Source organism: Ruegeria sp. BHSC043 (genome assembly GCF_059612985.1).
This window is the reverse complement of the sequence record NZ_JBXWRS010000011.1, coordinates 1-25,691: the sequence shown is the minus strand read 5'-3', so window position 1 is coordinate 25,691 and position 25,691 is coordinate 1. Positions and strand designations below refer to the sequence as shown.

Here is a 25,691-nt window from a genome sequence, read left to right as displayed (position 1 = left end):
CACGTGCATCAGATCGTATCAGAGCGGCTCGATGTCGCCCTGCGCCCGTTGCGCGTGGAACTCTGCCTGCCACACTTCGAATGAGCCTTCAGCGATCGCGTCCCGCATACCCTGCATGATTTCCTGGAAATAGTGCAGGTTGTGCCAGGTCAGCAGCATGCCCGAAATCATCTCGTTGGCGCGGAACACATGGTGCAGATAGGCACGCGAATAATTCGAGCAGGCCGGGCAAGTGCACTGCTCATCCAGCGGGCGCGGATCGTCGGCGTGGCGGGCATTCTTGATGTTTACCACGCCGCGGCGGGTGAACACCTGGCCCGTCCGCCCCGAGCGCGACGGCAGCACGCAATCCATCATGTCGATCCCGCGCGCCACGGCGCCCACGATGTCATCGGGCTTGCCCACGCCCATCAGATAGCGTGGTTTGTCGGTGGGCAGGAAATCGGGCGCATAATCCAGACAGCCGAACATGGCCTCCTGCCCTTCGCCCACGGCCAGGCCGCCAACGGCATAGCCGTCGAACCCGATGGCCTTCAGGGCCTCGGCGCTTTCCTCGCGCAGGTCCCGCTCCAACCCGCCCTGCATGATGCCGAACAGCGCGTGGCCGGGCCGATCGCCGAACGCCTCGCGGGACCGTTCGGCCCATCGCATCGACAGGCGCATCGACTCGGCGATCCGGTCGCGGTCGGCAGGCAAGGCGGGGCATTCGTCAAAGCACATGACGATGTCCGACCCCAGCAGGCGCTGGATCTCCATCGACCGCTCAGGTGTCAGCTCGTGCTTCGATCCGTCGATATGCGATTTGAAGGTCACGCCCTTTTCGGTGAGCTTGCGCAGGCCGGCCAGCGACATGACCTGAAACCCGCCCGAATCGGTCAGAATCGGCCGGTGCCAGTTCATGAGCTTGTGCAGGCCGCCCAAACGGTCGATCCGTTCGGCCGTGGGCCGCAGCATCAGGTGATAGGTGTTGCCCAGCAGGATGTCGGCGCCGGTCGCCCGCACGCTTTCGGGCATCATAGCCTTGACCGTCGCGGCCGTGCCCACGGGCATGAAGGCCGGTGTGCGCACCTCGCCCCGCGGCGTGTGGATCACGCCGGTGCGGGCCTTGCCGTCGGTGGCCTTCAGTTCGAATGAAAAACGCTCGGTCATGTCATCGCCTCGGGTCGCTGAACCGGGCAGGCTTTGCCCGATCGACGCGCGCAATGCAACCCGTCAGGGCAATGCCGCAACCCTTTGCGTGAACAGATCGACGACCTGATCGCCGTTCACGTCGGTGCACACCAGTACCGGCGGCCGCGACGGTTCGGGCCGGGTCGCGCCCCGCGCCTCGCCATCCAGCGCGACCCGCAAACCGGTTTCGTGCAGGCTGAACATCGACCGGTGCGAACAAGCAATGACGGCGGTCGAGTCGTGCAGGCCGCAACCGTCCAACCCCGCCACCTCGCGGTAGAAGTTCAGGTAGAACCGGGAAATGTCACGCAGGAACCCACCTGTTTCCGGGGCGCTTTGGGCCAGCGTCTCGAAATCATCGGCGCGGTACAGCGTTTTCAGCGTGACATCTAACCCCACCAGAACCGTCGGCGCTGGGGTCGAGAACACCTCGTCCGCCGCCACCGGATCGTGAAAGATGTTGGCCTCGGCATGGGCATTGATGTTGCCGGGGCAGAACACTGCCCCGCCCATGATGACCAACTGCCCGATATTGCCCGCAAATTCCGGGTCTAGCCGCATCGCGTCGGCAATGTTGGTCAACGGCCCCACCGCGCAGACCGTCAGGTCCTTGCCGTGCCGGCGTGCCATCTCCACCAAGAATTCGGCAGCCGGCAGATCGTGGTTTTGCCCGATCTCGGGTATCTGGGTCAGGTCACCAAACCCCTCGTTGCCGTGAACGTGCCGCGATGGCACATGACCGTCGGCGCCACGCGCGACGCCGGCCCCCGAGGCAACCGGAACATCCAACCCCAGCCGGTGCACAAGATAGCGGGCGTTGCGGCTGGATTGTTCCACATGCGTGTTGCCGAATACCGTGGTCAACCCCACCAGGTCGAATTCCGGCGCAGCGGCGGCATAGGCAATGGCCATCGCGTCGTCGATGCCCGGGTCGGTGTCGATGATCAGTTTCATCCCGCCCCGATAGCGCAATCAGTTGCGGATGCAAAGCAGTCACAGACCGGAATTTCGGCATTGCCCCGCGAATATCCGGCATGGGATTCCACTGCCGTTCCCGCCATACCAGAGTTGAAATCATGGGACTCAATCCCAAAATGTATACAATCGTACACAATAAAAGAGGACAGATATGACCGAAGACCAGATTATCGGACTGCTTTCATCCAACATCATTTACCTTCTGGCGGCCGTTCTGGTCGTCGTCGTCATCCTGAAGGGCATCAAGATCGTTCCGCAATCCGAAAAATATGTGGTCGAACGGTTCGGGCGCCTGCATTCGGTGCTGGGCCCCGGCATCAATTTCATCGTGCCGTTCCTGGACGTAGCGCGCCACAAGATCTCAATTCTGGAACGCCAGCTTCCCAACGCCACGCAGGACGCCATCACCAAGGACAACGTTCTGGTGCAGATTGACACATCTGTCTTCTACCGCATTCTGGAACCCGAAAAGACCGTGTACCGCATCCGTGATGTCGATGGCGCCATCGCCACCACTGTGGCGGGCATCGTGCGCGCCGAGATCGGCAAGATGGATCTGGACGAGGTTCAGTCGAACCGCGCGCAGCTGATCGAACGTATCCAGGAAAGCGTGGAAACCGCCGTTGATGACTGGGGCATAGAGGTGACCCGGGCCGAAATTCTGGACGTGAACCTTGATCAGGCCACCCGCGACGCCATGCTGCAGCAGTTGAACGCCGAGCGCGCCCGTCGCGCCCAGGTGACCGAGGCCGAGGGCCAGAAACGCGCCGTTGAGCTGCAGGCCGACGCCGAGCTTTATGCCGCCGAGCAGGCCGCCAAGGCGCGCCGTGTGCAGGCCGAAGCCGAGGCCTTTGCCACCGAGGTGGTCGCCAAAGCGATTCAGGCCAACGGTCTGGAAGCGGCCCAGTACCAGGTTGCCCTGAAACAGGTCGAAGCCCTGAACGCCCTGGGCAAAGGCAGTGGCAGCCAGACGATCGTGGTGCCCGCCAATGCGCTCGAGGCCTTCGGCAATGCCTTCAACATGTTGAAAGGGGGGAAATGATGGCTGACCCGTTCTGGCTGACCTGGTGGCTCTGGCTGGCGGCGGCGCTGGTTCTGGGCATCCTCGAAGTCGCCCTGCCCGGTTTCATCTTCCTGGGTTTCGCGATCGGCGCCGCCATCACGGGACTGCTTCTGGCGATCCCCGGCATTGGGCCGGACCTGGCCGTGCTGCTGCTGATCTTTGCGGTGCTGTCGCTGATCGCGTGGCTGATCCTGCGACGCATGTTCGCTCTGCCGCACGGACAAGTGAAGACCTTTGACAAGGATATCAACGAATGACCACGATGGCGCCCCTTTCCCGGGCGCCATCCGCCTCTGGACGCTGGCGGCGGCTTTCCCTATATAATCGCTCAGGTAACAACCCGAGGCATCCATGACCCACCCAAGCGAACAGTTGGAAGGCACCCCTTTGATCGCGCCTTCTACGGTCGAGCACCCTCTGTACGAGTCCGTGGTCGAGGCCTGCCGGACCGTCTATGACCCTGAAATTCCCGTGAACATCTATGATCTGGGTCTGATCTACACGATCGAGATCAGCGATGACAACGCGGTCAAGGTCATCATGACACTGACCGCTCCGGGGTGCCCCGTGGCGGGCGACATGCCGGGCTGGGTAGTCGAGGCGATCGAGCCGGTGGCCGGGGTCAAGGAGGTGGACGTCGAACTGACCTGGGAGCCGCCCTGGGGCATGGAAATGATGTCGGACGAGGCCCGCCTGGAATTGGGCTTCATGTAACGCCGCAAGTCCGGGGTCGTCCCGGCACCCGGCATCGCGATCGCTCTTTGCCTGCGCTCATTTCAGGTCACAGGTTGCCTTGATCTCGGCGGCACGGGCGTCCAATTTATTGACATCTTCGCCCGACAACATCTTCAGCCTTTTCTGCTCGGCCCCCGCGACCAACCCGAGCAAGGTGCCGACCGGCGTGATGGCCAGAATGCTTTAGTCCTGCTGCGCCCGGGCATGTTTCCGTTCGGCGGCAATGGCTCTCAGATCGCCCTCGGCGCTGGTGCAATCGACCGGATGCTTGGCCGGATCACCCATGGCCGGCGAGGCGGACAGGGCAGCGACCACGCCGCACAGGATCCGTTTGAATGAGGATCGTATCATTTCCAGGCCTCCTGTCCAAAAGCGGTGGCGCGATCACACCGAACCACCTTCAGCGTATAGGGATGCTCGCCACAGGCAATCTCGGCCATGCGCGAGGCGCGCCCGGCAGAAAAAGACACGAAACCACCGGGCCGGCTTGAGCCTTGCCCTCAGCCACCCTAGATTATGAACAACGCGCGAATACGGAGAGCATGATGTTTGGCATTCCCGGCAAGCAAGCCGTGACGATGACCCCGAAAGCGGCCGAGCAGATCGTTCGGCTGATGAAGTCGGGCGGCCACGCCGGCCTGCGCATCGGCGTCAAAAAGGGCGGATGCGCCGGCATGGAATACACGATGGAATATGTCGATCAGGCCGACCCGAATGACGAGGTCGTCGAACAGGACGGCGCCCGGGTGATGATTGCGCCCATGGCACAGATGTTCCTGTTCGGCACGGAAATCGACTATGAAACCTCGCTGCTGGAATCGGGGTTTAAATTCAAGAATCCTAACGTGGTCGATGCCTGCGGCTGCGGCGAATCGATCAAGTTCGACGAGTCGCTGGCCCAGCAGGGCTAAGGTTTCTGTTTCAGGTGCAGATAGGTTTCCTGGAAGCGCCGGGTCAGATGTTCCCCGGCGCTGATCGTCCGGCCTGAACCGGGCGGTGCGACATTGATGTCGTAGGACGGGTTGAAGAACAGCGGAACCGAGATCCGCTCGTCCCGGCCGCCCCTGACACGGTGCATGGTGGCCTTGACGCGCCCGGCGGTCCAGAATTCCAGCATTTCCCCGAAATTGATGATGAAGGTGCCGGGGTCAGCCTGCACCGGTTGCCATTCGCCCCCGGGCATCTGAACCTCGAGCCCGGGCTGGCCGTCGGTGGCCAGAAGGGTCAGACAGCCATAGTCGGTATGCGCGGCGATACCGAAATCCTTGTCACCCGCCCAGTCCGGGCGCTGGGGGTAATAGTTGCCGCGCAGCAAGGCCATCGGCGTATCGAATGCTCGGTCGAAGCTGTTTGCATCCCGCCCCATGGCGCAGGCAATGGCCCGAAGGATACGCATCGCCACGGCACAGGCGTCCGCGTAATAGGCTTGGATGACAGCGCGAAATTCGGGCGGCTGCGTGGGCCACAAGTTCGGCGCATAGACGCTCAGCCCCCGGCCCTGATACGGGTTTCCCGGCGGCAATTCGAACCCGCAATCGAACACTTCCTTGTAATCGGGGTTGGCATCCGGGTCGACCTGCTCGGACCCGGGCGCGCCCCAGCCGCGGTTCGCGCCCGTCCGCGCCATGTCGACGGCCCGCTTGTCGGCGCGCGGCAGGTGAAAGAACACGCGGTAGGTCTCGATGACAGAACGCACGCGATCTGCGGTCAATCCGGTATTAGAGACGGTCAGAAACCCGACCCGCTGCGCAGCATCGGCAAGGCGCGTCAGGTCCTCGGGCGCGCGGTGGTCCAGTTTCGCAAGATCCAGGTCGTCAATCATCGGCATACAGGGCAAATTGGCCCCCGCAGAGTGGCGGCGAAACCGGCGTCCTGCAACCGGAATTGTCACGCCCGACCAGCGGTGCTAACTGGGGTGCGACCATAAATGCATCAAAGACAGCGGAGGACCCGACATGCGACGCAAGCTGGCGGCAGGCAACTGGAAGATGAACGGAACCGGGGCCGCGCTGTCCGAGTTGCAAACGCTGAAGCAAAGCCACCCCGCGCCCACGGTCGACATCCTGATCTGCCCACCGGCCACCCTGATCCACCGCGCGGCGCAGACGGTCGGGGGTGGCATCGCCATCGGCGGTCAGGACTGCCATGCCGAACGCTCTGGCGCGCATACGGGCGACATCAGCGCCGAGATGCTGAAGGACGCGGGTGCGACCCATGTAATACTGGGGCATTCCGAGCGGCGCGAGGACCACGGCGAACAGGATGAGGACGTGCGCGCCAAGGCCCGCGCGGCCATGGATACCGGACTGATCGCCATCATCTGCGTCGGCGAAAGCCTCGAGCAGCGCGAGGCAGCCAATACGCTGGACATCATCGGCGGGCAACTGTCGGGGTCGGTGCCCGACCAGTCGACCGGCGAAAACCTGGTGATCGCCTACGAGCCGATCTGGGCCATCGGCACCGGCAAGGTCCCGACGCTTGACGAGATCGGCGAGGTTCACGACTTCATCCGCGCCCGGCTTGAACGGCGGTTCGGCGAGGGCGTGGGGCGGTCGGTGCGGTTGCTGTACGGCGGCTCGGTAAAACCGGCCAATGCGGCCGAGATCTTCGGCGTGTCGAACGTGGATGGCGCGCTGGTCGGCGGGGCCAGCCTGAAGGCCCGCGATTTCTCGGGCATCATCTCGGCGCTCGAACAGGCCTGACCCGTCCAATGCCACATGGATGCCGGCCTGGCCGTGCGATCACCTGAAACCCGGGACCGGAACCATGAAAGTCTGTGTCATCTGCATGAAATGGGGTGATGTCTATGGCCCCGAATACGTCAACCTGTTGTACCGGGCGGTTCAGGACAACCTGTCGATCGAGCATGACTTCATCTGCATTTCCGATGATTTCACGGGGCTCGAGCCCGGCATCAAACGGCAGCCCTTTGCCTTTCCCCAGTTGGACCGCCCGCTGTGGACGCATGGAAAATGGCCCAAGCTGCAGATGTTCGACCGCCGGATCGTCGGCCAGTACGATGCGGCGCTGTTTCTGGACCTCGACCTGCTGATCACCGGCGATCTCGATCCGCTGTTTCAGATCACGCTGGACAAGGGCGGGCTGTATCTGATGCCCAAATTCCGCGGCTTCGTCTGGCGGATGATTCCGGCTAGTGTCTGGGATCTTGTGCCGTGGCTGATGAACAAGGTCACCCGTGGCAATTCATCCGTGGTGGGCTATGTCCCGTCCCAGCAATATCACCTGTTCGACGACTTTGACGGCGACACCCATCTGCCGAAATACGAAAACGACCAGAACTATATCTCGGCCCTAGCCTACAAGCGTCGGTGTTTCCCCAAGAACTGGTGCATCGGACTGATTCATCTGGTGCCCTACTGGCCGTTCGGCCTGGTCTACAAACCCTACCGAAACCTGCCGCAGCGCCCCAAGATCGTGATCTTCAATGGCCGACCCAATCCCGATGAACTTGTCAACGATGACATCGGATCTTGGGGCGCACGGCGGCGGCGGGGCTACGGGGGCATCCGGTGGGTCGCGGACTATCTGGCGAAATACGGCGACCCGGCCTGAGGGACCCGAACCGGCGCACCGGTTCGGATCGGATCTTTCCCGCTAGTTCGTTATGATCTCGGGGCCCATGAAGGTGTTCGGTAACACCGTCGAGATCCACGGGATGTAGGTGACCATGATCAGGAACACGAACAGCACCGCCAAGAAGGGCAGCGCGGCGCGGACCACGCTCATCATCGGCATGCCTGCGACGCCCGAGGTGACGAACAGGTTCAGACCGACGGGCGGCGTAATCATCCCGATCTCCATGTTGACCACCATGATGATCCCTAGGTGAATCGGGTCGATGCCCAGTTCGATGGCGATCGGGAACACCAGCGGCGCCACGATGACCAGCAGCCCCGAGGGCTCCATAAACTGACCGCCGATCAGCAGGATCACGTTCACCACGATCAGGAAGGTCACCGGCCCCAGCCCCGCTGACAACATCGCGTTGGCGATATGCTGCGGCACCTGCTCGTCGGTCAGAACATGCTTGAGGATCAGTGCGTTGGCGATCACGAACAGCAGCGTCACCGTCAGCTTGCCGGCCTCGAACAACGTGTGCTTGGTGTCCGCATGGAAGAACGCGGTGATCAAGGCATGGGGCTTTTTCAGCAGCGACATATTCTGTTCGCCATCGGCCGTGCGCAGCGGTCCCATGTCCTTGTAGACGAAGCTGGCGATGAAGAAGGCGTAAACAGCCGCCACCGCCGCGGCTTCGGTCGGGGTAAAAATCCCGCCGTAGATACCGCCCAGGATAATGACGATCAGGAACAGCCCCCAGGCCGCCTCGCGCGCCGATTCAAAGATCTCGCCCCAGCCCAGCCAATCGCCCTTGGGCAGGTTCTTGACCTTGGCCATGACATAGATCGTCACCATCAGCATCAGTCCTGCCATCAAACCCGGGATCACGCCGGCCAGGAACATCCGGCCCACCGACACTTCGACGGCGGCGGCATAGACGACCATCACGATCGACGGCGGGATCAGGATGCCCAGCGTACCCGCGTTGCAGATGACCCCCGCGGCGAATTCTTTCGAATAGCCCACCTGCCGCATCCCGGCGATGACGATCGAGCCGATGGCGACCACCGTCGCCGGGCTGGAGCCCGACAGGGCCGCGAACAGCATACAGGCGAACACGCCAGCAATCGCCAGACCGCCCGGCAGGTGTCCGACGCAGGCGATGGAAAAACGGATGATCCGCCGCGCCACCCCGCCCGTCGTCATGAAGGACGAGGCCAGGATAAAGAACGGGATCGCCAGCAGGGTGAAATGCCCCTCGAAGGCTTCGAACAGCGTTGCGGCGACCGAGGCCAGCGAGCTGTCGGAATAGATCAGCAGGAACAGGGTCGAGCTGAGGCCGAGCGCCACCGCGATCGGAACGCCGATCAGCAGCAGCCCCACGACCATCGAGAAAAGAAAGACAACGTCCATCAGTCATGCTCTCCCTGCTGGGCCCGGACTTCTTCGATTTCGTCCTCGACTTCGTGACTGGCTACAAGACGGTCGGTTTCACCGCGCCAGATCTGCACGCCCACCTGGGCGAAGCGGATCACCAACAGCAGCATGGAAACCGGCAGCACCAGATAAGGCACGACTTTGGGAAGTTTTTCGTAATGTTCGCCATAGTTTATGAGGTCTTCCAGGAAGCGCAGCGGCGCGACCATGGGGATGTCGTCGACCTCATAGAAACTCTGGCTGCGGGCCGAAAAGTCGAAGCCTGTGGGGAACCAGCGCCCCGAGGTCGGCGGCAGGTCGGCGAACACCGCCCAATAGTCGTAGGCCCCTTTCAGCATCAGCAGCGAGAAGATCAAACAGAAGCCAACGGATACCAGCGCCATGATCCGGCGCGGCCCAGGCGCCAGCATGTTCAGGATCGCATCCACACCCAGATGGGCGTGCTTCTTGACCGCGTACGACGCTCCCAGCAGAACCAGCCATCCAAAGGCGAACACGGTCAGTTCCAGCGCCCACAGGATGTTGGAATTGAAGACGAAGCGCGCGATTACGTTGGCGAAGGTCACCACGGTCATCAAACCAAGCAACGCCGCGATCAGGGTTTCTTCGATATGGTCGACCAGCCCGGTCGGGCCGGATTTCGCACCAGACATCTTTCTGTCCCCACGTTTTTTTCATTGAGAGAATTAGTGGCGGGCCGTCGGGCCCGCCCTGCCCGTCCCTCGGCAACGCGCAGGTTGCCAAGGGGTCGGGCGCGGCCGGATCAGAACCCGGCGTTGATGGCCTGCGCCGCGTCGATCTTGTCCTGACCAACGTCGCCGGCGAACTTCTCCCAGACCGGCTTCATCGCGTCGACCCAGGCCTGACGCTGTTCTGGCGTCAGCTGGCGGATGGTGCCGCCGGCGTCGATGATCGCCTGCTTGGCCTGTTCGTTGACCGCGAACGACTCTTTGTTTCGCTGCTCGGTCACCTCGGCAAGGATCGTCAGGAACTGCTCACGCACGTCCGGTTCCAGGCTGTCAAGCCAGTCCACCGAGGTCACGACCAGATAGTCGATGATGCCGTGGTTGGTTTCGGTGATGCCGTCCTGCACCTCGAAGAACTTCTTGCCGTAGATGTTCGACCAGGTGTTCTCCTGCCCGTCGACAACGCCCTGCTGCAGAGCGCCATAGACTTCCGAGAAGGCCATTTTCTGCGGGCTGCCGCCGATGGCTTCCATCTGTGCCACCAGCACGTCAGACGACTGCACGCGGAATTTCAGTCCGTTTGCGTCACTGGGCAGCGTCAGCGGCTTATTGGCCGACATCTGCTTCATGCCGTTATGCCAGAAGGCAAGGCCCTGCAGGCCGCGGCGCTGCATGCTGTCCTTCATCGCCTGACCGGCCTCGGAGGCCTGGAAGGCATCCACCGCGTCGATGTTCTTAAACATGAACGGCAGATCGAACAGGCGGAACTGCTTGGTGAACTTTTCGAATTTCGACAGCGAGGGCGCGGCTAGTTGCACGTCACCCTGCAGCATCGCCTCCAGCACCTTGTCGTCGTTGTAGAGCGTAGAGTTCGGATAGACCTCCATGCACATCTTGCCGTTCATTTCCTCGTTCACGCGCTTTTCCAGCAGAGAGGCGGCGATGCCCTTGGGGTGCTTGTCGGTGTTGGTCACATGCGCGAATTTGACGACGATCTCGCCCTCATCGCACTGGGCGAAGCCGGCCGTAGCGGTCACGGACAGGGCCAGAGCGGTCGCAGCTGTTGCAAGGAATTTCATGTTGGTGTCCTCCCAGACGTTTTGAAACCTCCGTTGGCGCCCACCAAGGCGCCAGATGCGAAGAAGTGAAGCGAATCGGAGGTAGCCAATCAACGTTTCGGAGATTTTGCGCGAATTTTGATTTTTTCTGTTTATTATCTGATTGTTGAAAAGCGTATTCAACATGCTTGTCTGACCGCCGGGGGCGCGATGTGCGAAAATCCGCACACCAAGGCGGCCACCCGTGCGAAAAACCGCACACCTGCCGAATCGCCTGCGAATCGCCAACGGCCTAGCGGCGATAGTCCTCCGGGCGGATGCCATAGCGCGCCAGCTTGTCATAGAAGGTTTTGCGCGGCAGCTTCAGCGACCGAGCAGCCTCCGAGGCCTTGCCGTTGTGCCGCCCCAGCGCTGCGATCAAGAGCGACCGCTCGACCCGGGCCATCTGCTCGGCCAGTCCCAGATCGGCCGCCGTCGCCACCTCCTCCGGCATACCCAGGACAAAGCGCATGGCCGCCGACATCAGCGACCGGGCGTTGCCCGGCCAGTCGCGCGCCATCAGGCTGGCCAGGTGTTCGGGCGTGACCTCGGGCGCGGCGATCCCGGCCTGTTCTGCCGCCTGAGCCACATAGTGGCGAAAGATCACGGGGATGTCTTCGGGGCGTTCCGCCAAGGACGGCACCCGAACCCGCATCACGTCCAGCCGATAGAACAGATCGGCGTTGAACTGACCCTCGGCCACCAGCGCGGCAAGATCCGCGGTCGTGCCGGCAATGATGCGCACCCCTGCGCCCGCCTCGATCAGGTCGAGCGTGGCGTACTGTGTGGCCTCGGGCATCGCCGACACCTCGTCCAGAAACAGAGAGCCACCAGCCGCATCCCCAGCCACCTGACGCAGATCCTGCGCCGTCAGCCCGGCCGCCGGGCGCTTGACGAACGGTCCCTGCGCCCGCGGCGACATCAGGTGGACCACCTCGGCGACCTTCGAGATGCCGCTGCCCGGCGGACCGGTCACCAGAACCTCGGCTTGGGTCGGGGCCACGCTGCGCACGCGGGCGCGCAGGTCCTCGGCCTGGGCGGAGTGTCCGAACAGCAGCCGCGCGGCCGGGTCGCCCTTTTCCAACTCGCGTTTTGCCCGGCGTTCGGCCAGCACCTCGGCCCGGTTGGCGAAGGCCCGATCGAGCACTGCCAACAGATCCGCGGCCGCGCAGGGTTTTTCAAGAAAGTCGAAAGCTCCCTGCCCCATGGCCTGCACCGCCATGGGTATGTCGCCCTCGCCCGTCAGCAGGACTACCGGCAGGTCGGGATCGGCCGACCGGGCATACGACAGCAGATGAAACCCGTCGCGCCCCGGCATGCGGATGTCTGACAGGATCACGCCGGGAAAGCCGGCGTGGATATGATCCTTGGCGGCCACGAACGACCCCGCCGGAATGACCGTCAGTTCGGCCAGTTCCAGCGTCTGGGCCAGGGCCTCGCGCACGGCGGCGTCATCATCTACCAACAGGACCGAGCGGATCATGCGGCGACTTCCTTTTCGAACGGTTCCAGTTCGACGGTGAATACGGCACCATCCTCCGTGTTGGCGCCGCGTATTTCGCCGCCGAAGCTTTGCACCAGACCGTACGAGATGGACAGGCCCAACCCCATGCCCTCGGACGAGCCGACCGTCTTGGTGGTATAGAACGGCTCGAACACGCGGTCGGGGTCGGCGATGCCGGGACCGGTGTCGCGGATGCCGACCCGGATGCGCTCGGCCCGGTCAAGGGTGATGGTCAGCTGCCGCCGGTCGCGGCCCTCCATGGCGTCTGCGGCATTGTTGATGAGATTCACGAAAACCTGCACCAGCCGCACCTCGCCGCCCCAGGCCGGAACGGGTGTATTGGGCGGTTGCCAGTCCACGGCGATGCCATCGGATTTCAGGCGGCTTTCGGTCAGTTCGACGGCGGTGTTCAGCACTTGCACCAGATCGACCTTGCCCATCGGCTCGCTCTCATTGCGCGCAAAGGCCCGCAAGTTCTTGATGATACGCGCCATCCGCGCGGCCATGTCCGAGATACGACCCAGGTTTTCGCGCGCTTTTTCGGTGTTTTCCCGAGCCAGAAAGGCGGCGCCGTTGTCGGCGAATTGGCGGATTGCCATCAGCGGCTGATTCAATTCGTGGCTGATGCCGGCCGACATCTTGCCAAGTGCGCTGAGCTTGCCCGCCTGGACCAGATCGGCCTGCGCGCGTTTCAGCGCGGCTTCGGCCTCCTGCCGTTCGGCCACCTCGCGGCGCAGGGCGGCGTTCGCGGCCGTCAGCGCGCGGGTGCGCTGGGCCACGCGGCTTTCCAGGACCGCGTTGGCCTGCGCCAGGGTGCGCCGACGTTCAGTGGCCAGAAATAGCAAGGCCCCGAAGGCCATGCAGATCGCCGCGACCGCCGCCGCCTGCAAGGCGGCAAGCCGGCGGGCCGGTGCGACATCCATCAGCACTTCTCCGGTCATGCCGATCACAGGCAGATCCCGGGTCAGGTGCAAGGCCCGCCGGGGCAGATACGGGCCCCAGCCGATGGTCCACACTTCATGCGGACCGATCCGGGTGGACCGGAAATCCCCCGCCGGCTGACCGGGTGGCCGCAGGCCCACCTCGCCGGGTGGTCGGGACCAGAACAGCAGCTCGGACCGGTTGGTGATGAAGACCTGCCCCGACCGGTCGACGAAGAATACCGCCTCGGTGCTGCCGCGCCAGGTGCGTTCGACATCTTCGACATCGGCAATCACCATCAACACGCCTCTGACCCGTCCGTCGGGCGCAAAGGACGGCGCGGCGTAGGAATAGATCCGGTTCCCAGTTTCCCCCAGCACGCCATGCGCGCTGCCCAGGGCGCCCTGCATCGCGCGCCGAAACGCCGAGAGGCCGGCCACGTTGCCGCCCACCACGTCCAGCGCCGCGGCCAGCACGCGACCCGAAGTATCCGCAAAAATCACATCCACCGCCGAGGACTTGTCGGCGACCTCCAGCAACAGCGTCCGGGCTGCGGCCCGGTCGGCCTCGGTCTCCAGGTTGCGCAACGCCGGATGCTCGGCCATCAGAACCGCCAGCTCCTGATACACCTGCAACTGCGAGCTCAGCCGGTCCGAAGCCAGTTCCAGATCGGCCTGTGCCTTTTCGCTCAGTTGAAACAGGGCCTGACGATAGCCGTAAGACCACACCCCGGCCGCCAACAGCGCGACCGCCAACAGAAAACCGACCGGAACAAGAAGCCTTTGCATGTTACAGGGTCTTGCATTCACGAAGGCTCATGGCAAGTCTGTCGGCCATGATCATTCTGTCGCAAGCCCCCACCGACCAAACCTTCGTGCAGAACCCCTATGCGTTCTATCACACCGCGCGACAGCACGGCGATCTGGTGTACTGGCCCGAATATGACATGCCCGCTGCAGTGTCGCTGGCCGCCGTGCAGGCCCTGCTGCGCGACCGGCGGTTCGGGCGCGAGGTGCCACCCGAGCAGGCGACCGCGGGCCCAGACCACCTGGCGCCCTGGCTTGCTGTCGAGGCGCATTCGCTGCTCGAGGCCGAACCGCCCCGCCATACCCGCTTGCGGTCACTGGTGCTGCGCGCCTTCACCTCGCGGGCGATCACCGCGCTGGCGCCCGATATCGAACGCTTGTGCCACGACCTGATCGACGCCTTCCCGGACGCGCCCTTCGACCTGCTGGATGCCTATTGCACCCAGGTTCCGGTAATCACGATCTGCCGCCTGCTGGGTGTGCCCGAATCCATAGCGCCGCAACTGCTGGACTGGTCGCACGCGATGGTGGCCATGTATCAGGCCAGCCGCACGCGCCAGACCGAGGACGATGGCGCCCGTGCATCCGCCGCGTTCACCGCGTTTCTGAACGACTACGTCGATCAACGCCGCTCGGACCCGCGCGACGACCTGATCACCCGGCTGATCGCCGCCGAGCAGGACGGCGAGAAACTTTCGCGCGATGAACTGATCGCCACCTGCATCCTGCTGCTGAATGCCGGTCACGAGGCGACGGTGCATTCCCTCGGCAACGGCGTGAAAACCCTGCTAGAGACGGGAACCGGGGCCGAGGCGCTGACAGCCGACCGCATCGACGCCACGGTCGAGGAGATCCTGCGCTATGACCCGCCACTGCACATGTTCACCCGGTACGCCTACGAGGAGGCCGAGGTATTCGGTCACAGCTTTGCCCGCGGCGACCAGGTGGCGCTGCTGCTGGGGGCGGCCAATCGCGACCCTTCGGTATGGGCCGACCCCGACCGGTTCGACCCGACGCGCGAGATCCAGACCAACACCAGCTTTGGCGGCGGCCTGCATTTCTGCGTCGGCGCGCCGCTGGCGCGGCTGGAAATGCGCATCGCCCTGCCCATCCTGTTCGACCGCTGCCCCGGCCTGCACCTGACCGAACCGCCGGTCTATTCCAACAGCTACCACTTCCACGGGTTGCGACGGCTGATGGTGCGGGTCTGATCAGGCCTCGGCCAGCGCGTTAAGGGGCAGCATGGTGGTCGACTTGATCTCTTCCATCGACAGCAGGGCGGTCACGTTGTAGACCCGCACCTCGGAAATCAGCGCCTGATAGAACGCATCATACGCGCGCGCGTTCCTGACCCGCACCTTGAGGATGTAATCGATATCGCCCGCCAGCCGGTGCGCCTCCTGCACTTCGGGACGATCACGCAGGGCCTTGAGGAACTTACGCTGCCAGTCGGCCTCGTGTTCCGAGGTACGGATCAGTACGAAGAACGTGGCCTCGAACCCCAGCGCCTCGGCATCCAGCAGAACGGTCTGCTGCCCGATGATCCCGGCTCCCTTCATCTTGCGGATGCGATTCCAAACCGGCGTCTTCGAACTGCCGACGCGGGCCGCGATTTCGTCCAGCGACTGGCTGGCGTCGCGCTGCAGCTCGGCCAGAATTTTCCGATCCATGTCGTCAATGCGCACCGACATTCCAATTTTCCTTTCGTTTCGAAACTCACGTCCTGAATGGTGGATCCATTGGAACGTTCGTTCTTATTTGTCGCGCAATCTGGCGCATAATGGGGAATATTTCCTATATTGCAGGTCAAGTCAAACAACCGGCGGACCGCCCAGATGCAACAAACGCACACAGCCCAAAAGACCTGCCATGTCGATTTCGTCGGCGCGGGTCCCGGTGATCCGGACCTGCTGACGGTCAAGGCTCTGACCGCGTTCGGCAGGGCCGACGTGGTGCTGCACGACCGGTTGATCAGCGACGCCATCCTGCAGATCGCCGGCCGGTCGGCCCGGCTGATCGACGTGGGCAAGGCCGGTTTCGGCCCCTCGTGGCGGCAAGAGGACATCGACGCACTGCTGGTACGGCTGGCCTTGGAAGGGCAGCGCGTGGTGCGCCTGAAATCCGGAGACGCCACCGTCTTTGGCCGCCTAGACGAAGAAATCGAAGCGCTGGATGCGGCGGGCATTTCCTGGGCCATCATTCCCGGAATCACCGCCGCCTCGGCCGCGGCCGCCAGCATCGGGCAAAGCCTGACGCGCCGAGGCCGCAATTCGTCGGTCCGGTTCCTGACCGGGCACGACATGCAAGGCTTTGCCGATCACGACTGGGCCGGGCTGGCGCGTCCGGGGTCGGTGGCCGCGATCTACATGGGCAAGAAATCCGCCCGTTTCATCCAGGGTCGCCTGCTCATGCACGGCGCCGACCGGGCCACGCCCGTTACCCTGATCGAAAACGCCTCGCGCCCCGACCAGCGGATTTTGGAAACCACCCTAGACCGGTTGGCGTCCGACCTGTCGCAAGCCGACATGACCGGCCCTGCGCTGATGTTCTATGGCCTTGCCCCGCGCGCCGCGGTCCGGGCCGCAACCGAATTGAAGAAGGAGCACGCCTGATGGCCCGCGCTTTTACACCGAAAGTCGTTACCGCCAACGATCTGCTGGAAGGCGACGTGATCTATCTGACCGCCGATGACCGCTGGTCGCGCGATCTGCGCGAGGCCGAGTTGATCACCGACGAAGCGCACGCGCAGCTGCGCCTGCTGGACGCGCAGCGGCAGGTGGACAAGATCGTCGGCGCCTATCTGGCCGATGCCGTCGCCGGGGAAAACGGCCCCGAACCCACCCATTTCCGGGAAGACTTCCGCCGCACCGGCCCGTCCAACTATGCCCACGGCAAACAGGAATCTTCCCCGCAGCCCCGGGCCTGACCTCAGGCCCCTCTCTCCCCATAAAAAGGCCCCAGGCTCCGGGGCTGCAAAAAGGACAGCCAGACCATGTATCGCTACTCCGAGTTTGACAAAGCCTTCCTGACCGAACGCAACAAGCAGTTCCGCGCCCAGGTCGAGCGCCGCATAGACGGTTCGCTGACCGAGGACGAGTTCAAGCCCCTGCGCCTGATTAACGGCCTGTATCTGCAACTGCACGCCTACATGCTGCGGGTGGCGATCCCCTATGGCACGCTCAACAGCGCCCAGATGCGTCAGCTGGCCCTGCTGGCCGAGAAGTGGGACAAGGGTTACGGCCATTTCACCACGCGCCAGAACATTCAGTACAACTGGCCCAAGCTGCGCGACGTGCCCGACATGCTGGACGCGCTGGCCGAGGTCGGCCTGCATGCGATCCAGACCAGCGGCAACACCATCCGCAACGTGACCGCCGACCATTTCGCCGGTGCCGCGGCGGATGAGATCGCCGATCCGCGCCCCTATGCCGAGCTGCTGCGCCAGTGGTCCACAGACCACCCGGAATTCCAGTTCATGCCGCGCAAGTTCAAGATCGCCATCACCGGGTCCGAGCACGACCGTGCCGTGATCAAGGCCCATGACATAGGCCTGCAACTTGTCGAGCGCGACGGCGTTCTGGGTGCCCGCGTTTTGGTGGGTGGCGGCCTGGGCCGCACGCCGATGATCGGCAAGGAACTGTCTGATTTCGTCGCCTTCGACGACCTGCTGGCATACTTGGAGGCCACCGTTTCGGTCTGGAACCAGATCGGCCGGCGCGACAACAAGTACAAGGCGCGCATCAAGATCACCGTGCATGAACACGGCATCGACGCGATCCGCGCCAAGGTGAACGAACGCTTCCTGCAGGTCCGCCCGCAGTTCAAGGGCGCCGACATGGCGCTGCTGGATCAGATCAAGGCGCATTTCGCGCCGCCCGCCTTCCGCGAAGGCTCGGTCGCGGCGTTCGAGAGCGCCTATTCCAACGATCCGGTCTTCCGGTCGTGGATCGACACCAACATTGCACCCCACAAGCAGGCGGATCACGCGATCGTCACGATCTCGCTCAAGAAGCACGGGGCAACGCCGGGTGATGCGACCGCCGAGCAGATGCGCGTGATGGCCGATCTGGCCGAGCAATACGCCTATGACGAGCTGCGCATCAGCCACGAGCAGAACGTGATCCTGCCGCATGTCCACAAATCGGACCTGCCCGCGATCCACGCCAAGCTGAAAGAGCACGGCCTGGCCACCGCGAATATCGGCCTGATCAGCGACATCATCGCCTGCCCCGGCATGGACTATTGCGCGCTGGCGACGGCCCGCTCGATCCCTGTCGCGCAGCAGATCGCGACCCGGTTCGACGAGCTGAAGCTGGAGCACGACATCGGCCTCCTGAAGATCAAGATTTCGGGCTGCATCAACGCGTGCGGGCACCACCATGTGGGCCATATCGGCATCCTGGGCCTGGATCGCGCCGGAGTGGAGAACTACCAGATCACGCTGGGCGGAGACGCCACCGAAACGGCCGCCATCGGCGACCGCACCGGTCCGGGCTTTGCCTATGACGAGATCGTTCCGGCCATTGAGCGGATCATCGAGACCTATCTGGACCAGCGCGAAGGCCCCGAGGAAACCTTTTTGCAGACCTATCGCCGTGTCGGCATGGCGCCGTTCAAGTCGGCCCTGTATCCCGAGGCGCGCGCCAATGCCGCTTGACGAAATCCAGACCGAGCTGGGCAAGGAGCGCCAGGCGCTGACCGAGAAGGTCGAGGCGCTCAACGCCCGCTACCGGCATCACAGCGCCCATGACGTGATGCATGGGGCGCTGGAAAATGCCGGCAAGATCGCTCTGGTTTCCAGCTTTGGTGCCGAGTCTGTGGTGTTGCTGCACATGGCGGCGGTGATCGACAGGAGCACTCCGGTGCTGTTCGTGGACACCCAGATGCTGTTCACCGAGACGCTGATCTATCAGCAGGAGGTGAGCGAGCGCCTAGGGCTGAAGAACGTGCGGGTCATCCGCGCCGACGAAGAGGACCTGCAGCGGGAAGACCCCTATGGCGCGCTACGGCTAAAGGACCCTGATGCCTGCTGCACCCTTCGCAAGACGATCCCGCTGCAGCGGGCGCTGGCGGGTTATGATGGCTGGATCACCGGGCGCAAGCGGTTCCAGTCGGGCACCCGCGCCGCACTCGAATTCTTTGAAGTCGAGGACGGCACCGGCCGGATCAAGGTCAACCCTCTGGCCCATTGGGCGCCCGAGGACGTGCGCGCCTACATGGAGGAAAACCGGCTGCCGCGGCACCCGCTGGTGGCCAAGGGATATCCTTCGATCGGCTGTGCGCCCTGCACCTCGCCGGTGAAGGAAGGCGAAGACCCCCGCGCCGGGCGCTGGCGCGATCAGAACAAGGAAGAATGCGGCATCCATTTCGTGAACGGCAAGATGGTGCGCAGCGGAGAGAAAACATGAACGTAATCGTGACCGACCAGGGCTTTGCGCCCGACGACTGGACCGACGGCTTTGTCTCGCTGGACGATGCCGCCAATGACGTGGTGGCGCTGGACGTGCCCTCGGATACCGACCCCGATGACCTGGCCGAGCGGCTGGGCGGGGTGAAAATGGTGCGGGTGGATTTCCCCTCTTTCGCCGACGGTCGCAGCTTTACCATCGCCCGCACCCTGCGCCTGAAAGGCTACACGGGCCGCCTGCGCGCCAAGGGGCATGTGCTGGCCGACCAATACGCAATGGCACGCCGCAGCGGCTTCGACGAGGTCGAGATCGACGCCAAGCTTGCCGCCCGCCAGCCCGAGGATCAGTGGCTGGCCCGCGCCAACTGGCAGGAACACGACTATCAGGCCCGCCTGCGCGGGTGACGCGACGAACGGGGCAATCTGCCCCCTTTTCCTGACATGGATCAAAGATTAAACGGAGATGCCGGTTTAGCAGACCGGCAGGTGAAACGATGACCGAGATGAAATCCGTGACCGAAGCAACCGCCGTGAAGGCCCCTACCCTGCCTGACGCTCAGACCGTCACCGAAGTGAAGCATTGGACCGACAGTCTGTTCTCGTTCAAGGTGACGCGCCCGCAATCGCTGCGGTTCCGCTCGGGCGAGTTCGTGATGATCGGCCTTCTGGGCGACAACGGCAAACCGCTGCTGCGCGCCTATTCCATCGCTTCGCCAGCCTGGGATGACGAGCTGGAATTCTACTCGATCAAGGTGCCGGACGGCCCGCTGACCTCGAAACTGCAGCACATCAAGCCGGGCGACCAGATCATCCTGCGGCCCAAGCCGGTGGGGACGCTGGTGCATGACGCGCTGCTGCCGGGCAAACGGATCTGGTTCTTTGCAACCGGCACCGGGTTTGCGCCCTTTGCCTCGCTGCTGCGCGAACCGCAGACATATGAGGACTATGACGAGGTCATCATCACCCACACCTGCCGCGAGGTGGCCGATCTGGAATACGGCCGCCAACTGATCGAGAAGATCAAGCAGGACGAGTTGCTGGCCGAGCTGATCGGCGAAGGCTTTGCCGACAAGATCCGCTATTACCCGACGACCACCCGCGAACAGAGCCCCAAGATGGGCCGGATCACCGACCTGCTGAAGGACGGCACCGTGTTCAAGGATCTGGGCATCGAGGGCGGGATCAAGCCCGAAACCGACCGCGCCATGGTCTGCGGGTCGCTGGCCTTCAACCACGACATCAAGGCCATTTTCGAAGAGTTCGGCCTGCGCGAAGGCGCGAACTCGGACCCGAAAGAGTTCTTGATCGAAAAGGCCTTTGTCGGCTGAAGTAGGAAATGGCCGGTGCCCCGGGCGCCGGCCGCCGCCCCGGGCGCGGTCGGGGCAAAGAATTTCGCGCGCCGCCTGCTTTATCCCGCTTGAAAGACGCGGGGTCTCAGTTTAAATTCCCGGCTCGAAATTCTGCAATTATCAAAGGAATGAACCCATAGCTCGCAGACCTCACAACGCGCCGCCGCAACGCGACACCGGCCCGCGCGTCAATGACAAGATCCGTGCCCCCGAAATCCGCCTGATCGGCGCCGATGGTGAAAATATCGGGGTGGTTCATCCCGCCAAAGCCATGCAACTCGCCGCCGACGCCGGCCTGGACCTGGTCGAGATTTCGCCCAACGCGAATCCGCCGGTCTGCAAGATCATGGACTTCGGCAAGTACAAGTACGAAACGCAGAAGCGCGAAGCCGAAGCCCGCAAGAAACAGAAAATCATCGAAGTGAAAGAGGTCAAGTTCCGGCCCAACACCGACACGCATGACTATGACGTGAAGATGCGGAACGTGGTCAAGTTTCTTGAGAAGGGCGACAAGGTCAAGGTGACCCTGCGCTTCCGCGGCCGCGAGATGGCGCACCAGAATCTGGGGCGCGAACTGCTTGAGCGCGTGGCCGAGGACGTCAAGGAAATCGGCAAGATCGAGAACATGCCGAAGATGGAAGGCCGCCAGATGATCATGATGATCGGGCCGCTGCCACAGAAGTAACCCAGCACCTGTTCAGGGCATCAAGGCTCCCTCGGATCGAGGGAGCCTTTTTCGTTGGCCGGCTCAGATCACCCGCGACATCGCGCGGCCCAGCTTTTCGACCAGTTCGTCCAGCTGCACTTCTTCGATGATGAATGGCGGCGCCAGCAGGATATGGTCGCCGTTCCGGCCATCGCGGGTGCCGGACATGGGATAGCAGATCAGCCCTTCGTCAAACGCTGCCTTCTTGATCTTCGCTGCCACGCCCAGGCCCGGATCGAACGGCGCGCGCGTGTCACGATCGGCCACCAGCTCGATCCCGCGGAACAGGCCGCGCCCACGCAGGTCGCCGACATTGGGGTGCTGGCCGAAAGCGGCCTGCAGCCTTTCGTGCAGCGCATCGCCCATCGCCCGCGCCCGCTCGGGCAGGTGGCGATCGGTCAGCTTCTGCACCACGGCCAGCGCCGCCGCGGTCGCGACCGGATGACCGACATAGGTATGCCCGTGCTGGAAGAACCCCGACCCGTCGCGGATCGCCTCGTAGATTGCCCCAGTACACAGGGTCGCACCGATGGGCTGGTACCCGGCCCCCAACCCTTTGGCGATGCACAGGATATCCGGCGCGACCCCATCGTGGTCGCACGCAAACAGGTGGCCGGTGCGGCCCATGCCGCACATGACCTCGTCCAAGATCAACAGAACGCCGTAGCGGTCACAGATTTCGCGGATCCTCTTGAAATAGCCCTCGACAGCCGGCACCGCCCCCAGCGTGGCCCCGACCACCGGCTCGGCGATGAAGGCCATCACGGTGTCCGGCCCCAGCCGCAGGATTTCGGCCTCAAGCTCATCCGCGACGCGCTGGCCATAGTCAAAGCTGGTCTCGCCGTCCTGCTTCTCGGCATATTCATAGCAGGGCGCGATATGGCTCATCTCGATCAACATCGGCGCGAACTGCGCCCGGCGCCACGCATTGCCACCGGCCGACAGCGCCCCCAGCGTGTTGCCGTGATAGCTCTGGCGGCGCGCGATGACCCGCGAGCGCTCGGGCTGCCCGACTTCCAGGAAATACTGACGCGCCAGCTTGATCGCCGCTTCGGTCGCCTCGGACCCGCCCGAGACGAAATAGACCCGCTCCAGCTCGCCCGGCGCCTGTGCGATCAGCAGATCCGCCAGCGCCTCGGCCGGTTCCGACGTCATGAACCCGGTATGGGCAAAAGCGACCTTTTCAACCTGTTCCTGCACCGCGCGGATCACCTCAGGGTCGGAATGCCCCAGGCACGATACCGCCGCGTCGCCGCAATCTAGGTACCGTTTGCCCAGAGTATCGATCAGATAACACCCGTCGCCCTTGGCGGCTGTTGGCAACTGGGCCTTGGTGTGGCGGGGAAAAACATGGCTCATGTCAAAGTCCTTTCAAACGGGCCACAAGCGCCGCGACCGAGGCTGCGTTGTCCGGCCAGATATTTCCATCGGCGTCCGTCAGGCTGTTCTCGAACCCAACCCGCACATCAGCGCCACGACACGCAGCCGCAAGCAAACAGTCATGTTCGCGCCGGCCGAACGCACACACCATCCATGGCGCGTGGGTTTCGGGAAAGGCGTCCAGATCGGCGGGCAGGGATTCCTGGCCCGTCGCATAGCGCCCTAAAACAAGCAGGCGTTCTTCCTGCCCGGCCCGCACGACACCGCGCGCCTGCCAGTCCCGCAACAGCTCCGCATCGGCCGCATCATACAGGATATGCTGAACCCGCGTGCCCTGTTCGGCGCACAGCGCATAAACCCGCTCTGCCAGCTGGGGCGCGCGGGCCATCTCTCGCACCGCGATCGACGCCCATGCGGGCTGAACCAGACGCAGGCAGTCGTACTGCGCTGCAACATCAAAGATGCCTGCCGCCTCGGTGGTGATCTGGATGTCCAGCGCGGGAACGGTGCGGCGCAACTCGGCCAGTGTCTCGCGGTATTTCCCCGCATCCAGCGAGTGCGTCCCGTCACCTTCACGCACATGCAGGTGCAGACCATCGGCACCGGCCGCATGGCAGGCCCGTGCCGCCGCCACGATCTCGCCGATCGTCAATGGGATCGCCGGGTGGTCCGAATACTGACGGCGCGCCCCATTCGGAGCGACCAGCACATAGGGAAGCATCTTTGGCCGTTGAGTTTCGCTCATGGTCTCATCCGTTCATTCTGCCCGAGATGTATACCTCAGCACGCTGTTTTGTGGTTGAAATTTTCATAACATATGTTTTTCTTCTCTCATGCAAAACTCGACCCCTCAACTGATCGACCGGCTGCGCCATGAGATCGAGCGTATGCCGGCCCAGCTTCAGGCCGCCGCCAAGTATGTCATCGACCACCCGGCCGATTTCGCGTTGGATTCGATCCGCACCACGGCTGACAAGATCGGCGTCAGCACGAACGCGGTCATCCGGCTTGCACGGTACATGGGCTATGAGCGTTTCGAGGACTTTCGAAGACCGTTCCGCCACGACCTGACAACCGACCGGGAAGACCGGCTCAATCAAGGCTGGCTGTCGCGCATGGCCGACAGCGGAGAGTTCGGCGCCGCCCAGGCGGGATTCGCCCGGAACGAGTTGAACGTGGTGGCGCGCTCATTGCGCCTGCTGGATCCGGCCAAGGTGGAGCGCGCGGTGACACTCATGACTTCGGCGCGCAGGTGCTTCGTGACCGCCACGCGCGCCAGCTACGCGCTGGCCTATTATTTCCACTATGCGGGCCGAATGGCGTATCCCGGCCTGCACCTTATCCCGCGCCACATGGGATCAGCCATCGACGATCTTCTCGAGGCCGATCATGGTGACTGCCTGTTTGCCATGACGGTGTACCCCTATTCCGCCGATACGATCCAAGCCATGCGATTTGCCCGTAACCGGGGGCTTCGGCTGATCCTGCTGGCCGACAGCGACGTAATCGCGCCGGGCATTGACGCGGACGTGACCCTGACGGTCAGCACACGGTCGAGACATCTGTTTTCAAGCTTTTCCGGGTCCATGGCCGCAATCGAAGTTCTGCTGGGTCACCTTTTCGCGCAGAGCGGTGACGCCGCCGCAGAACGGGTCCGCCGATACCAGCAAGCCCGCGAAGACGCAGGCGCATATTGGCAACCCGCCAAACTGCCGCGCCTGCGCTCCAAATGAAAAGCCCCATCACCGGGGCTTTTCGCAGTTGCGATGTCAGATGCAGGCCTGCACGGCCCGTCGTGTCATCACCCCCACCAGGTGGGCGCGGTACTCCTTGCTGCCGTGCAGATCTCCGATCATGTTCATCGGGTTGACCCGCAGGTCCATCAGGGCATCGGGCCGGAACTCCTTGTTCAGCGCCTGCTCGGCCTCGGTCCAGCGGAACACACCATCCTCGCTGGCCCCGGTTACGGCCACCCTCACCCCATCGGCAAAGCGCGCGAGGAACACGCCAACCAATGCAAAGCGCGAGGCTGGCTGCAGGAATTTTTGATAGCTCGCAGCCTGCGGCACCGGGAACCGAACCGAGGTGATGATCTCCCCCTCGTCCAGTGCCGTGGTGAACATGCCCTGAAAGAAGTCATCGGCAGCGATCTGACGGGAATTGGTCACGACCACGGCACCCGATCCCAACACCGCCGCCGGGTAACACGCCGCCGGATCGTTGTTGGCCAGCGAGCCACCGATCGTGCCGCGATTGCGCACGGCCGGGTCTCCGATATGTCCGGCAAGATCGGCCAGCGCCGGATACTTGTCGGCAACCTCTCGCGCCACGGTCGCATGGGTCGTCGCTGCACCGATGGCAATCGATCCGTCATCCTCGACACACACCCCCTTCAATTCGGGAATGCCGCCCAGGCTCACCAGTGTCGTGGGCGCAGCAAGGCGCTGTTTCATCGTCGGGATCAGGGTCTGCCCGCCCCCCAACGCCTGTGCATCCTCCCCTGCCAATGCCGCAACCGCGTCGGCAATGGTCGAGGGACTCTTGAACTCGAAATTGTACATTTCGCTCTTCCTTTCCGAAAGGCGAGGAACCGCCCTTCATCTGGCTGTAAATATCCCGGGGAGCGCGAGGGGCTGCCCCCTCGCACACCAACCTCTCCACTCAGCTGTTCATCGCCGCCCAAACACGCGACGGGCTGACCGGCATGTCGATGTGGTCCACCGCCTTGCCACCCGAGTTCAGCGCATCGATCACGGCATTGACCACCGCAGGCGGCGATCCAATCGCCCCGGCCTCGCCGCAGCCCTTTACACCCAACGGGTTGTGCGTGCACGGCGTCTGGCTCGAATGATCCACGGTATAGAACGGCACGT

The 25,691-nt window shown here is 63.4% G+C and carries 29 protein-coding genes and 1 pseudogene; 15 read left to right on the top strand and 15 right to left on the bottom strand.

All coding sequences use genetic code 11. The annotated features are described in order from the left end of the window. Positions 1-18: 18 nt before the first annotated feature. Together tgt and AC2FMM_RS14765 are read right to left on the bottom strand one after the other, a co-directional pair. The gene (tgt, locus tag AC2FMM_RS14770; RefSeq protein WP_496796966.1) at positions 19-1,149 is read right to left on the bottom strand and encodes a tRNA guanosine(34) transglycosylase Tgt; all 1,131 of its coding nucleotides are present in this window, start codon (positions 1,147-1,149) and stop codon (positions 19-21) included. A gap of 63 nt (positions 1,150-1,212) precedes the next feature. After that, entirely contained in the window at positions 1,213-2,124 is a 912-nt protein-coding gene (locus AC2FMM_RS14765; protein ID WP_496796965.1) for a nucleoside hydrolase, read from the bottom strand. A gap of 175 nt (positions 2,125-2,299) precedes the next feature. Between AC2FMM_RS14765 and AC2FMM_RS14760 the strand changes: the two genes are divergently transcribed. The 3 genes from AC2FMM_RS14760 (at position 2,300) to AC2FMM_RS14750 (ending at position 3,925) form a co-directional block, all read left to right on the top strand. After that, positions 2,300-3,190, top strand: a complete 891-nt coding sequence (locus tag AC2FMM_RS14760; protein WP_496679807.1) for an SPFH domain-containing protein — start codon at positions 2,300-2,302, stop codon at positions 3,188-3,190. After that, the gene (locus tag AC2FMM_RS14755) at positions 3,190-3,468 is read left to right on the top strand and encodes an NfeD family protein (protein ID WP_496679805.1); all 279 of its coding nucleotides are present in this window, start codon (positions 3,190-3,192) and stop codon (positions 3,466-3,468) included. The genes AC2FMM_RS14760 and AC2FMM_RS14755 overlap by 1 nt, the downstream gene beginning before the upstream one ends. Positions 3,469-3,562: 94 nt before the next feature. Next, positions 3,563-3,925, top strand: a complete 363-nt coding sequence (locus tag AC2FMM_RS14750) for an SUF system Fe-S cluster assembly protein (protein ID WP_005983465.1) — start codon at positions 3,563-3,565, stop codon at positions 3,923-3,925. A 204-nt stretch (positions 3,926-4,129) separates the two neighbouring features. Here AC2FMM_RS14750 and AC2FMM_RS14745 read toward each other — a convergent pair whose 3' ends face one another. Together AC2FMM_RS14745 and AC2FMM_RS14740 are read right to left on the bottom strand one after the other, a co-directional pair. Continuing rightward, positions 4,130-4,297 carry a hypothetical protein gene (locus AC2FMM_RS14745; RefSeq protein WP_496796964.1) on the bottom strand — a complete coding sequence of 56 codons (168 nt, stop codon included), beginning with the start codon at positions 4,295-4,297 and terminating at the stop codon, positions 4,130-4,132. Further along, complete coding sequence (locus tag AC2FMM_RS14740; RefSeq protein ID WP_496796963.1) at positions 4,294-4,416, bottom strand: hypothetical protein; 123 nt, start codon at positions 4,414-4,416, stop codon at positions 4,294-4,296. Before AC2FMM_RS14740 ends, AC2FMM_RS14745 begins: the two co-directional genes overlap by 4 nt. A gap of 75 nt (positions 4,417-4,491) precedes the next feature. On the opposite strand from AC2FMM_RS14740, the gene AC2FMM_RS14735 reads away from it, so the two are divergent. Then, the gene (locus AC2FMM_RS14735; protein WP_149775221.1) at positions 4,492-4,857 is read left to right on the top strand and encodes a HesB/IscA family protein; all 366 of its coding nucleotides are present in this window, start codon (positions 4,492-4,494) and stop codon (positions 4,855-4,857) included. Here AC2FMM_RS14735 and AC2FMM_RS14730 read toward each other — a convergent pair. Next, a complete protein-coding gene (locus AC2FMM_RS14730; RefSeq protein ID WP_496796993.1) occupies positions 4,854-5,768 on the bottom strand; it encodes an isopenicillin N synthase family dioxygenase in 915 nt (304 codons plus the stop codon). The genes AC2FMM_RS14735 and AC2FMM_RS14730 overlap by 4 nt on opposite strands. A 133-nt stretch (positions 5,769-5,901) precedes the next feature. On the opposite strand from AC2FMM_RS14730, the gene tpiA reads away from it, so the two are divergent. Both tpiA and AC2FMM_RS14720 read left to right on the top strand, forming a co-directional pair. Next, on the top strand, positions 5,902-6,648 hold the full coding sequence (gene tpiA / locus AC2FMM_RS14725; RefSeq protein WP_496741304.1) for a triose-phosphate isomerase: 747 nt from the start codon (positions 5,902-5,904) through the stop codon (positions 6,646-6,648). Positions 6,649-6,712: 64 nt separating this feature from the next. After that, on the top strand, positions 6,713-7,519 hold the full coding sequence (locus tag AC2FMM_RS14720) for a hypothetical protein (RefSeq protein ID WP_496796962.1): 807 nt from the start codon (positions 6,713-6,715) through the stop codon (positions 7,517-7,519). Positions 7,520-7,561: 42 nt separating this feature from the next. Here the strand turns inward: AC2FMM_RS14720 and AC2FMM_RS14715 are convergent, their stop codons facing one another. The 5 genes from AC2FMM_RS14715 to AC2FMM_RS14695 all read right to left on the bottom strand — a co-directional run bounded on the left by AC2FMM_RS14715 (position 7,562) and on the right by AC2FMM_RS14695 (position 13,958). Continuing rightward, positions 7,562-8,938: a TRAP transporter large permease gene (locus AC2FMM_RS14715; RefSeq protein ID WP_496688260.1), complete on the bottom strand. Its 1,377-nt coding sequence runs from the start codon at positions 8,936-8,938 to the stop codon at positions 7,562-7,564. Beyond that, entirely contained in the window at positions 8,938-9,615 is a 678-nt protein-coding gene (locus AC2FMM_RS14710) for a TRAP transporter small permease (RefSeq protein WP_496679794.1), read from the bottom strand. Before AC2FMM_RS14710 ends, AC2FMM_RS14715 begins: the two co-directional genes overlap by 1 nt. Before the next feature lie 110 nt (positions 9,616-9,725). After that, a complete protein-coding gene (locus tag AC2FMM_RS14705; protein WP_496713163.1) occupies positions 9,726-10,727 on the bottom strand; it encodes a DctP family TRAP transporter solute-binding subunit in 1,002 nt (333 codons plus the stop codon). A 271-nt stretch (positions 10,728-10,998) separates the two neighbouring features. Then, positions 10,999-12,228 (bottom strand): sigma-54-dependent transcriptional regulator, encoded by a 1,230-nt coding sequence (locus AC2FMM_RS14700; RefSeq protein WP_496796961.1) that lies wholly within the window; start codon positions 12,226-12,228, stop codon positions 10,999-11,001. Then, complete coding sequence (locus tag AC2FMM_RS14695; protein WP_496796960.1) at positions 12,225-13,958, bottom strand: sensor histidine kinase; 1,734 nt, start codon at positions 13,956-13,958, stop codon at positions 12,225-12,227. Before AC2FMM_RS14695 ends, AC2FMM_RS14700 begins: the two co-directional genes overlap by 4 nt. Before the next feature lie 47 nt (positions 13,959-14,005). Here AC2FMM_RS14695 and AC2FMM_RS14690 point away from each other — a divergent pair, with 47 nt between their 5' ends. Beyond that, complete coding sequence (locus AC2FMM_RS14690; RefSeq protein ID WP_496796992.1) at positions 14,006-15,187, top strand: cytochrome P450; 1,182 nt, start codon at positions 14,006-14,008, stop codon at positions 15,185-15,187. Here AC2FMM_RS14690 and AC2FMM_RS14685 read toward each other — a convergent pair whose 3' ends face one another. Continuing rightward, a complete protein-coding gene (locus tag AC2FMM_RS14685) occupies positions 15,188-15,667 on the bottom strand; it encodes an Lrp/AsnC family transcriptional regulator (protein WP_149775231.1) in 480 nt (159 codons plus the stop codon). It lies immediately after the preceding gene. Between the two features lie 162 nt (positions 15,668-15,829). On the opposite strand from AC2FMM_RS14685, the pseudogene cobA reads away from it, so the two are divergent. The 7 genes and pseudogenes from cobA to infC form a co-directional block, all read left to right on the top strand. After that, positions 15,830-16,588, top strand: a pseudogene (gene cobA, locus AC2FMM_RS14680) (uroporphyrinogen-III C-methyltransferase); the annotation flags it as partial. Continuing rightward, positions 16,588-16,902 (top strand): DUF2849 domain-containing protein, encoded by a 315-nt coding sequence (locus AC2FMM_RS14675; RefSeq protein ID WP_496679783.1) that lies wholly within the window; start codon positions 16,588-16,590, stop codon positions 16,900-16,902. The pseudogene cobA and the gene AC2FMM_RS14675, both read left to right, overlap by 1 nt. 66 nt (positions 16,903-16,968) lie before the next feature. After that, positions 16,969-18,633: a nitrite/sulfite reductase gene (locus AC2FMM_RS14670; protein ID WP_496796959.1), complete on the top strand. Its 1,665-nt coding sequence runs from the start codon at positions 16,969-16,971 to the stop codon at positions 18,631-18,633. Continuing rightward, entirely contained in the window at positions 18,623-19,384 is a 762-nt protein-coding gene (locus tag AC2FMM_RS14665) for a phosphoadenylyl-sulfate reductase (RefSeq protein ID WP_496796958.1), read from the top strand. Before AC2FMM_RS14670 ends, AC2FMM_RS14665 begins: the two co-directional genes overlap by 11 nt. Then, complete coding sequence (locus AC2FMM_RS14660; RefSeq protein ID WP_496796957.1) at positions 19,381-19,788, top strand: DUF934 domain-containing protein; 408 nt, start codon at positions 19,381-19,383, stop codon at positions 19,786-19,788. Before AC2FMM_RS14665 ends, AC2FMM_RS14660 begins: the two co-directional genes overlap by 4 nt. 89 nt (positions 19,789-19,877) lie before the next feature. Further along, on the top strand, positions 19,878-20,711 hold the full coding sequence (locus AC2FMM_RS14655) for a ferredoxin--NADP reductase (protein ID WP_496796956.1): 834 nt from the start codon (positions 19,878-19,880) through the stop codon (positions 20,709-20,711). A 115-nt stretch (positions 20,712-20,826) separates the two neighbouring features. After that, on the top strand, positions 20,827-21,417 hold the full coding sequence (gene infC / locus AC2FMM_RS14650) for a translation initiation factor IF-3 (protein ID WP_490360621.1): 591 nt from the start codon (positions 20,827-20,829) through the stop codon (positions 21,415-21,417). 63 nt (positions 21,418-21,480) lie between these two features. Here the strand turns inward: infC and AC2FMM_RS14645 are convergent, their stop codons facing one another. Further along, positions 21,481-22,797 carry an aspartate aminotransferase family protein gene (locus AC2FMM_RS14645; protein WP_496741320.1) on the bottom strand — a complete coding sequence of 439 codons (1,317 nt, stop codon included), beginning with the start codon at positions 22,795-22,797 and terminating at the stop codon, positions 21,481-21,483. Position 22,798: 1 nt separating this feature from the next. Further along, the gene (locus AC2FMM_RS14640) at positions 22,799-23,563 is read right to left on the bottom strand and encodes a beta-keto acid cleavage family enzyme (protein ID WP_496741322.1); all 765 of its coding nucleotides are present in this window, start codon (positions 23,561-23,563) and stop codon (positions 22,799-22,801) included. An 88-nt stretch (positions 23,564-23,651) separates the two neighbouring features. Between AC2FMM_RS14640 and AC2FMM_RS14635 the strand changes: the two genes are divergently transcribed. Further along, on the top strand, positions 23,652-24,551 hold the full coding sequence (locus AC2FMM_RS14635) for a MurR/RpiR family transcriptional regulator (protein ID WP_496741324.1): 900 nt from the start codon (positions 23,652-23,654) through the stop codon (positions 24,549-24,551). Positions 24,552-24,587: 36 nt separating this feature from the next. On the opposite strand, the gene AC2FMM_RS14630 is transcribed toward AC2FMM_RS14635, so the two are convergent. Continuing rightward, positions 24,588-25,379, bottom strand: coding sequence for an FAD binding domain-containing protein (locus tag AC2FMM_RS14630; RefSeq protein WP_496796955.1), 792 nt, complete (start codon positions 25,377-25,379; stop codon positions 24,588-24,590). 100 nt (positions 25,380-25,479) lie between these two features. Beyond that, on the bottom strand, positions 25,480-25,691 hold a 212-nt coding region (locus AC2FMM_RS14625; RefSeq protein ID WP_496796954.1), incomplete at its 5' end, for a hypothetical protein.

Bases quoted from the DNA above. Each gene is read 5' to 3' on its own strand.
- AC2FMM_RS14660 (WP_496796957.1), top strand. From the start codon at position 19,381: ATGAACGTAATCGTGACCGACCAGGGCTTTGCGCCCGACGACTGGACC.
- AC2FMM_RS14755 (WP_496679805.1), top strand. From the start codon at position 3,190: ATGGCTGACCCGTTCTGGCTGACCTGGTGGCTCTGGCTGGCGGCGGCG.
- AC2FMM_RS14750 (WP_005983465.1), top strand. From the start codon at position 3,563: ATGACCCACCCAAGCGAACAGTTGGAAGGCACCCCTTTGATCGCGCCT.
- AC2FMM_RS14635 (WP_496741324.1), top strand. From the start codon at position 23,652: ATGCAAAACTCGACCCCTCAACTGATCGACCGGCTGCGCCATGAGATC.
- AC2FMM_RS14715 (WP_496688260.1), bottom strand. From the start codon at position 8,938: ATGGACGTTGTCTTTCTTTTCTCGATGGTCGTGGGGCTGCTGCTGATC.
- AC2FMM_RS14690 (WP_496796992.1), top strand. From the start codon at position 14,006: ATGATCATTCTGTCGCAAGCCCCCACCGACCAAACCTTCGTGCAGAAC.
- AC2FMM_RS14705 (WP_496713163.1), bottom strand. From the start codon at position 10,727: ATGAAATTCCTTGCAACAGCTGCGACCGCTCTGGCCCTGTCCGTGACC.
- AC2FMM_RS14640 (WP_496741322.1), bottom strand. From the start codon at position 23,563: ATGAGCGAAACTCAACGGCCAAAGATGCTTCCCTATGTGCTGGTCGCT.
- AC2FMM_RS14710 (WP_496679794.1), bottom strand. From the start codon at position 9,615: ATGTCTGGTGCGAAATCCGGCCCGACCGGGCTGGTCGACCATATCGAA.
- AC2FMM_RS14720 (WP_496796962.1), top strand. From the start codon at position 6,713: ATGAAAGTCTGTGTCATCTGCATGAAATGGGGTGATGTCTATGGCCCC.
- AC2FMM_RS14700 (WP_496796961.1), bottom strand. From the start codon at position 12,228: ATGATCCGCTCGGTCCTGTTGGTAGATGATGACGCCGCCGTGCGCGAG.
- AC2FMM_RS14665 (WP_496796958.1), top strand. From the start codon at position 18,623: ATGCCGCTTGACGAAATCCAGACCGAGCTGGGCAAGGAGCGCCAGGCG.
- AC2FMM_RS14765 (WP_496796965.1), bottom strand. From the start codon at position 2,124: ATGAAACTGATCATCGACACCGACCCGGGCATCGACGACGCGATGGCC.
- AC2FMM_RS14630 (WP_496796955.1), bottom strand. From the start codon at position 25,379: ATGTACAATTTCGAGTTCAAGAGTCCCTCGACCATTGCCGACGCGGTT.
- tpiA (WP_496741304.1), top strand. From the start codon at position 5,902: ATGCGACGCAAGCTGGCGGCAGGCAACTGGAAGATGAACGGAACCGGG.
- AC2FMM_RS14685 (WP_149775231.1), bottom strand. From the start codon at position 15,667: ATGTCGGTGCGCATTGACGACATGGATCGGAAAATTCTGGCCGAGCTG.
- AC2FMM_RS14655 (WP_496796956.1), top strand. From the start codon at position 19,878: ATGACCGAGATGAAATCCGTGACCGAAGCAACCGCCGTGAAGGCCCCT.
- AC2FMM_RS14695 (WP_496796960.1), bottom strand. From the start codon at position 13,958: ATGCAAAGGCTTCTTGTTCCGGTCGGTTTTCTGTTGGCGGTCGCGCTG.
- AC2FMM_RS14735 (WP_149775221.1), top strand. From the start codon at position 4,492: ATGTTTGGCATTCCCGGCAAGCAAGCCGTGACGATGACCCCGAAAGCG.
- AC2FMM_RS14670 (WP_496796959.1), top strand. From the start codon at position 16,969: ATGTATCGCTACTCCGAGTTTGACAAAGCCTTCCTGACCGAACGCAAC.
- AC2FMM_RS14675 (WP_496679783.1), top strand. From the start codon at position 16,588: ATGGCCCGCGCTTTTACACCGAAAGTCGTTACCGCCAACGATCTGCTG.
- AC2FMM_RS14645 (WP_496741320.1), bottom strand. From the start codon at position 22,797: ATGAGCCATGTTTTTCCCCGCCACACCAAGGCCCAGTTGCCAACAGCC.
- tgt (WP_496796966.1), bottom strand. From the start codon at position 1,149: ATGACCGAGCGTTTTTCATTCGAACTGAAGGCCACCGACGGCAAGGCC.
- AC2FMM_RS14745 (WP_496796964.1), bottom strand. From the start codon at position 4,297: ATGATACGATCCTCATTCAAACGGATCCTGTGCGGCGTGGTCGCTGCC.
- AC2FMM_RS14730 (WP_496796993.1), bottom strand. From the start codon at position 5,768: ATGATTGACGACCTGGATCTTGCGAAACTGGACCACCGCGCGCCCGAG.
- AC2FMM_RS14760 (WP_496679807.1), top strand. From the start codon at position 2,300: ATGACCGAAGACCAGATTATCGGACTGCTTTCATCCAACATCATTTAC.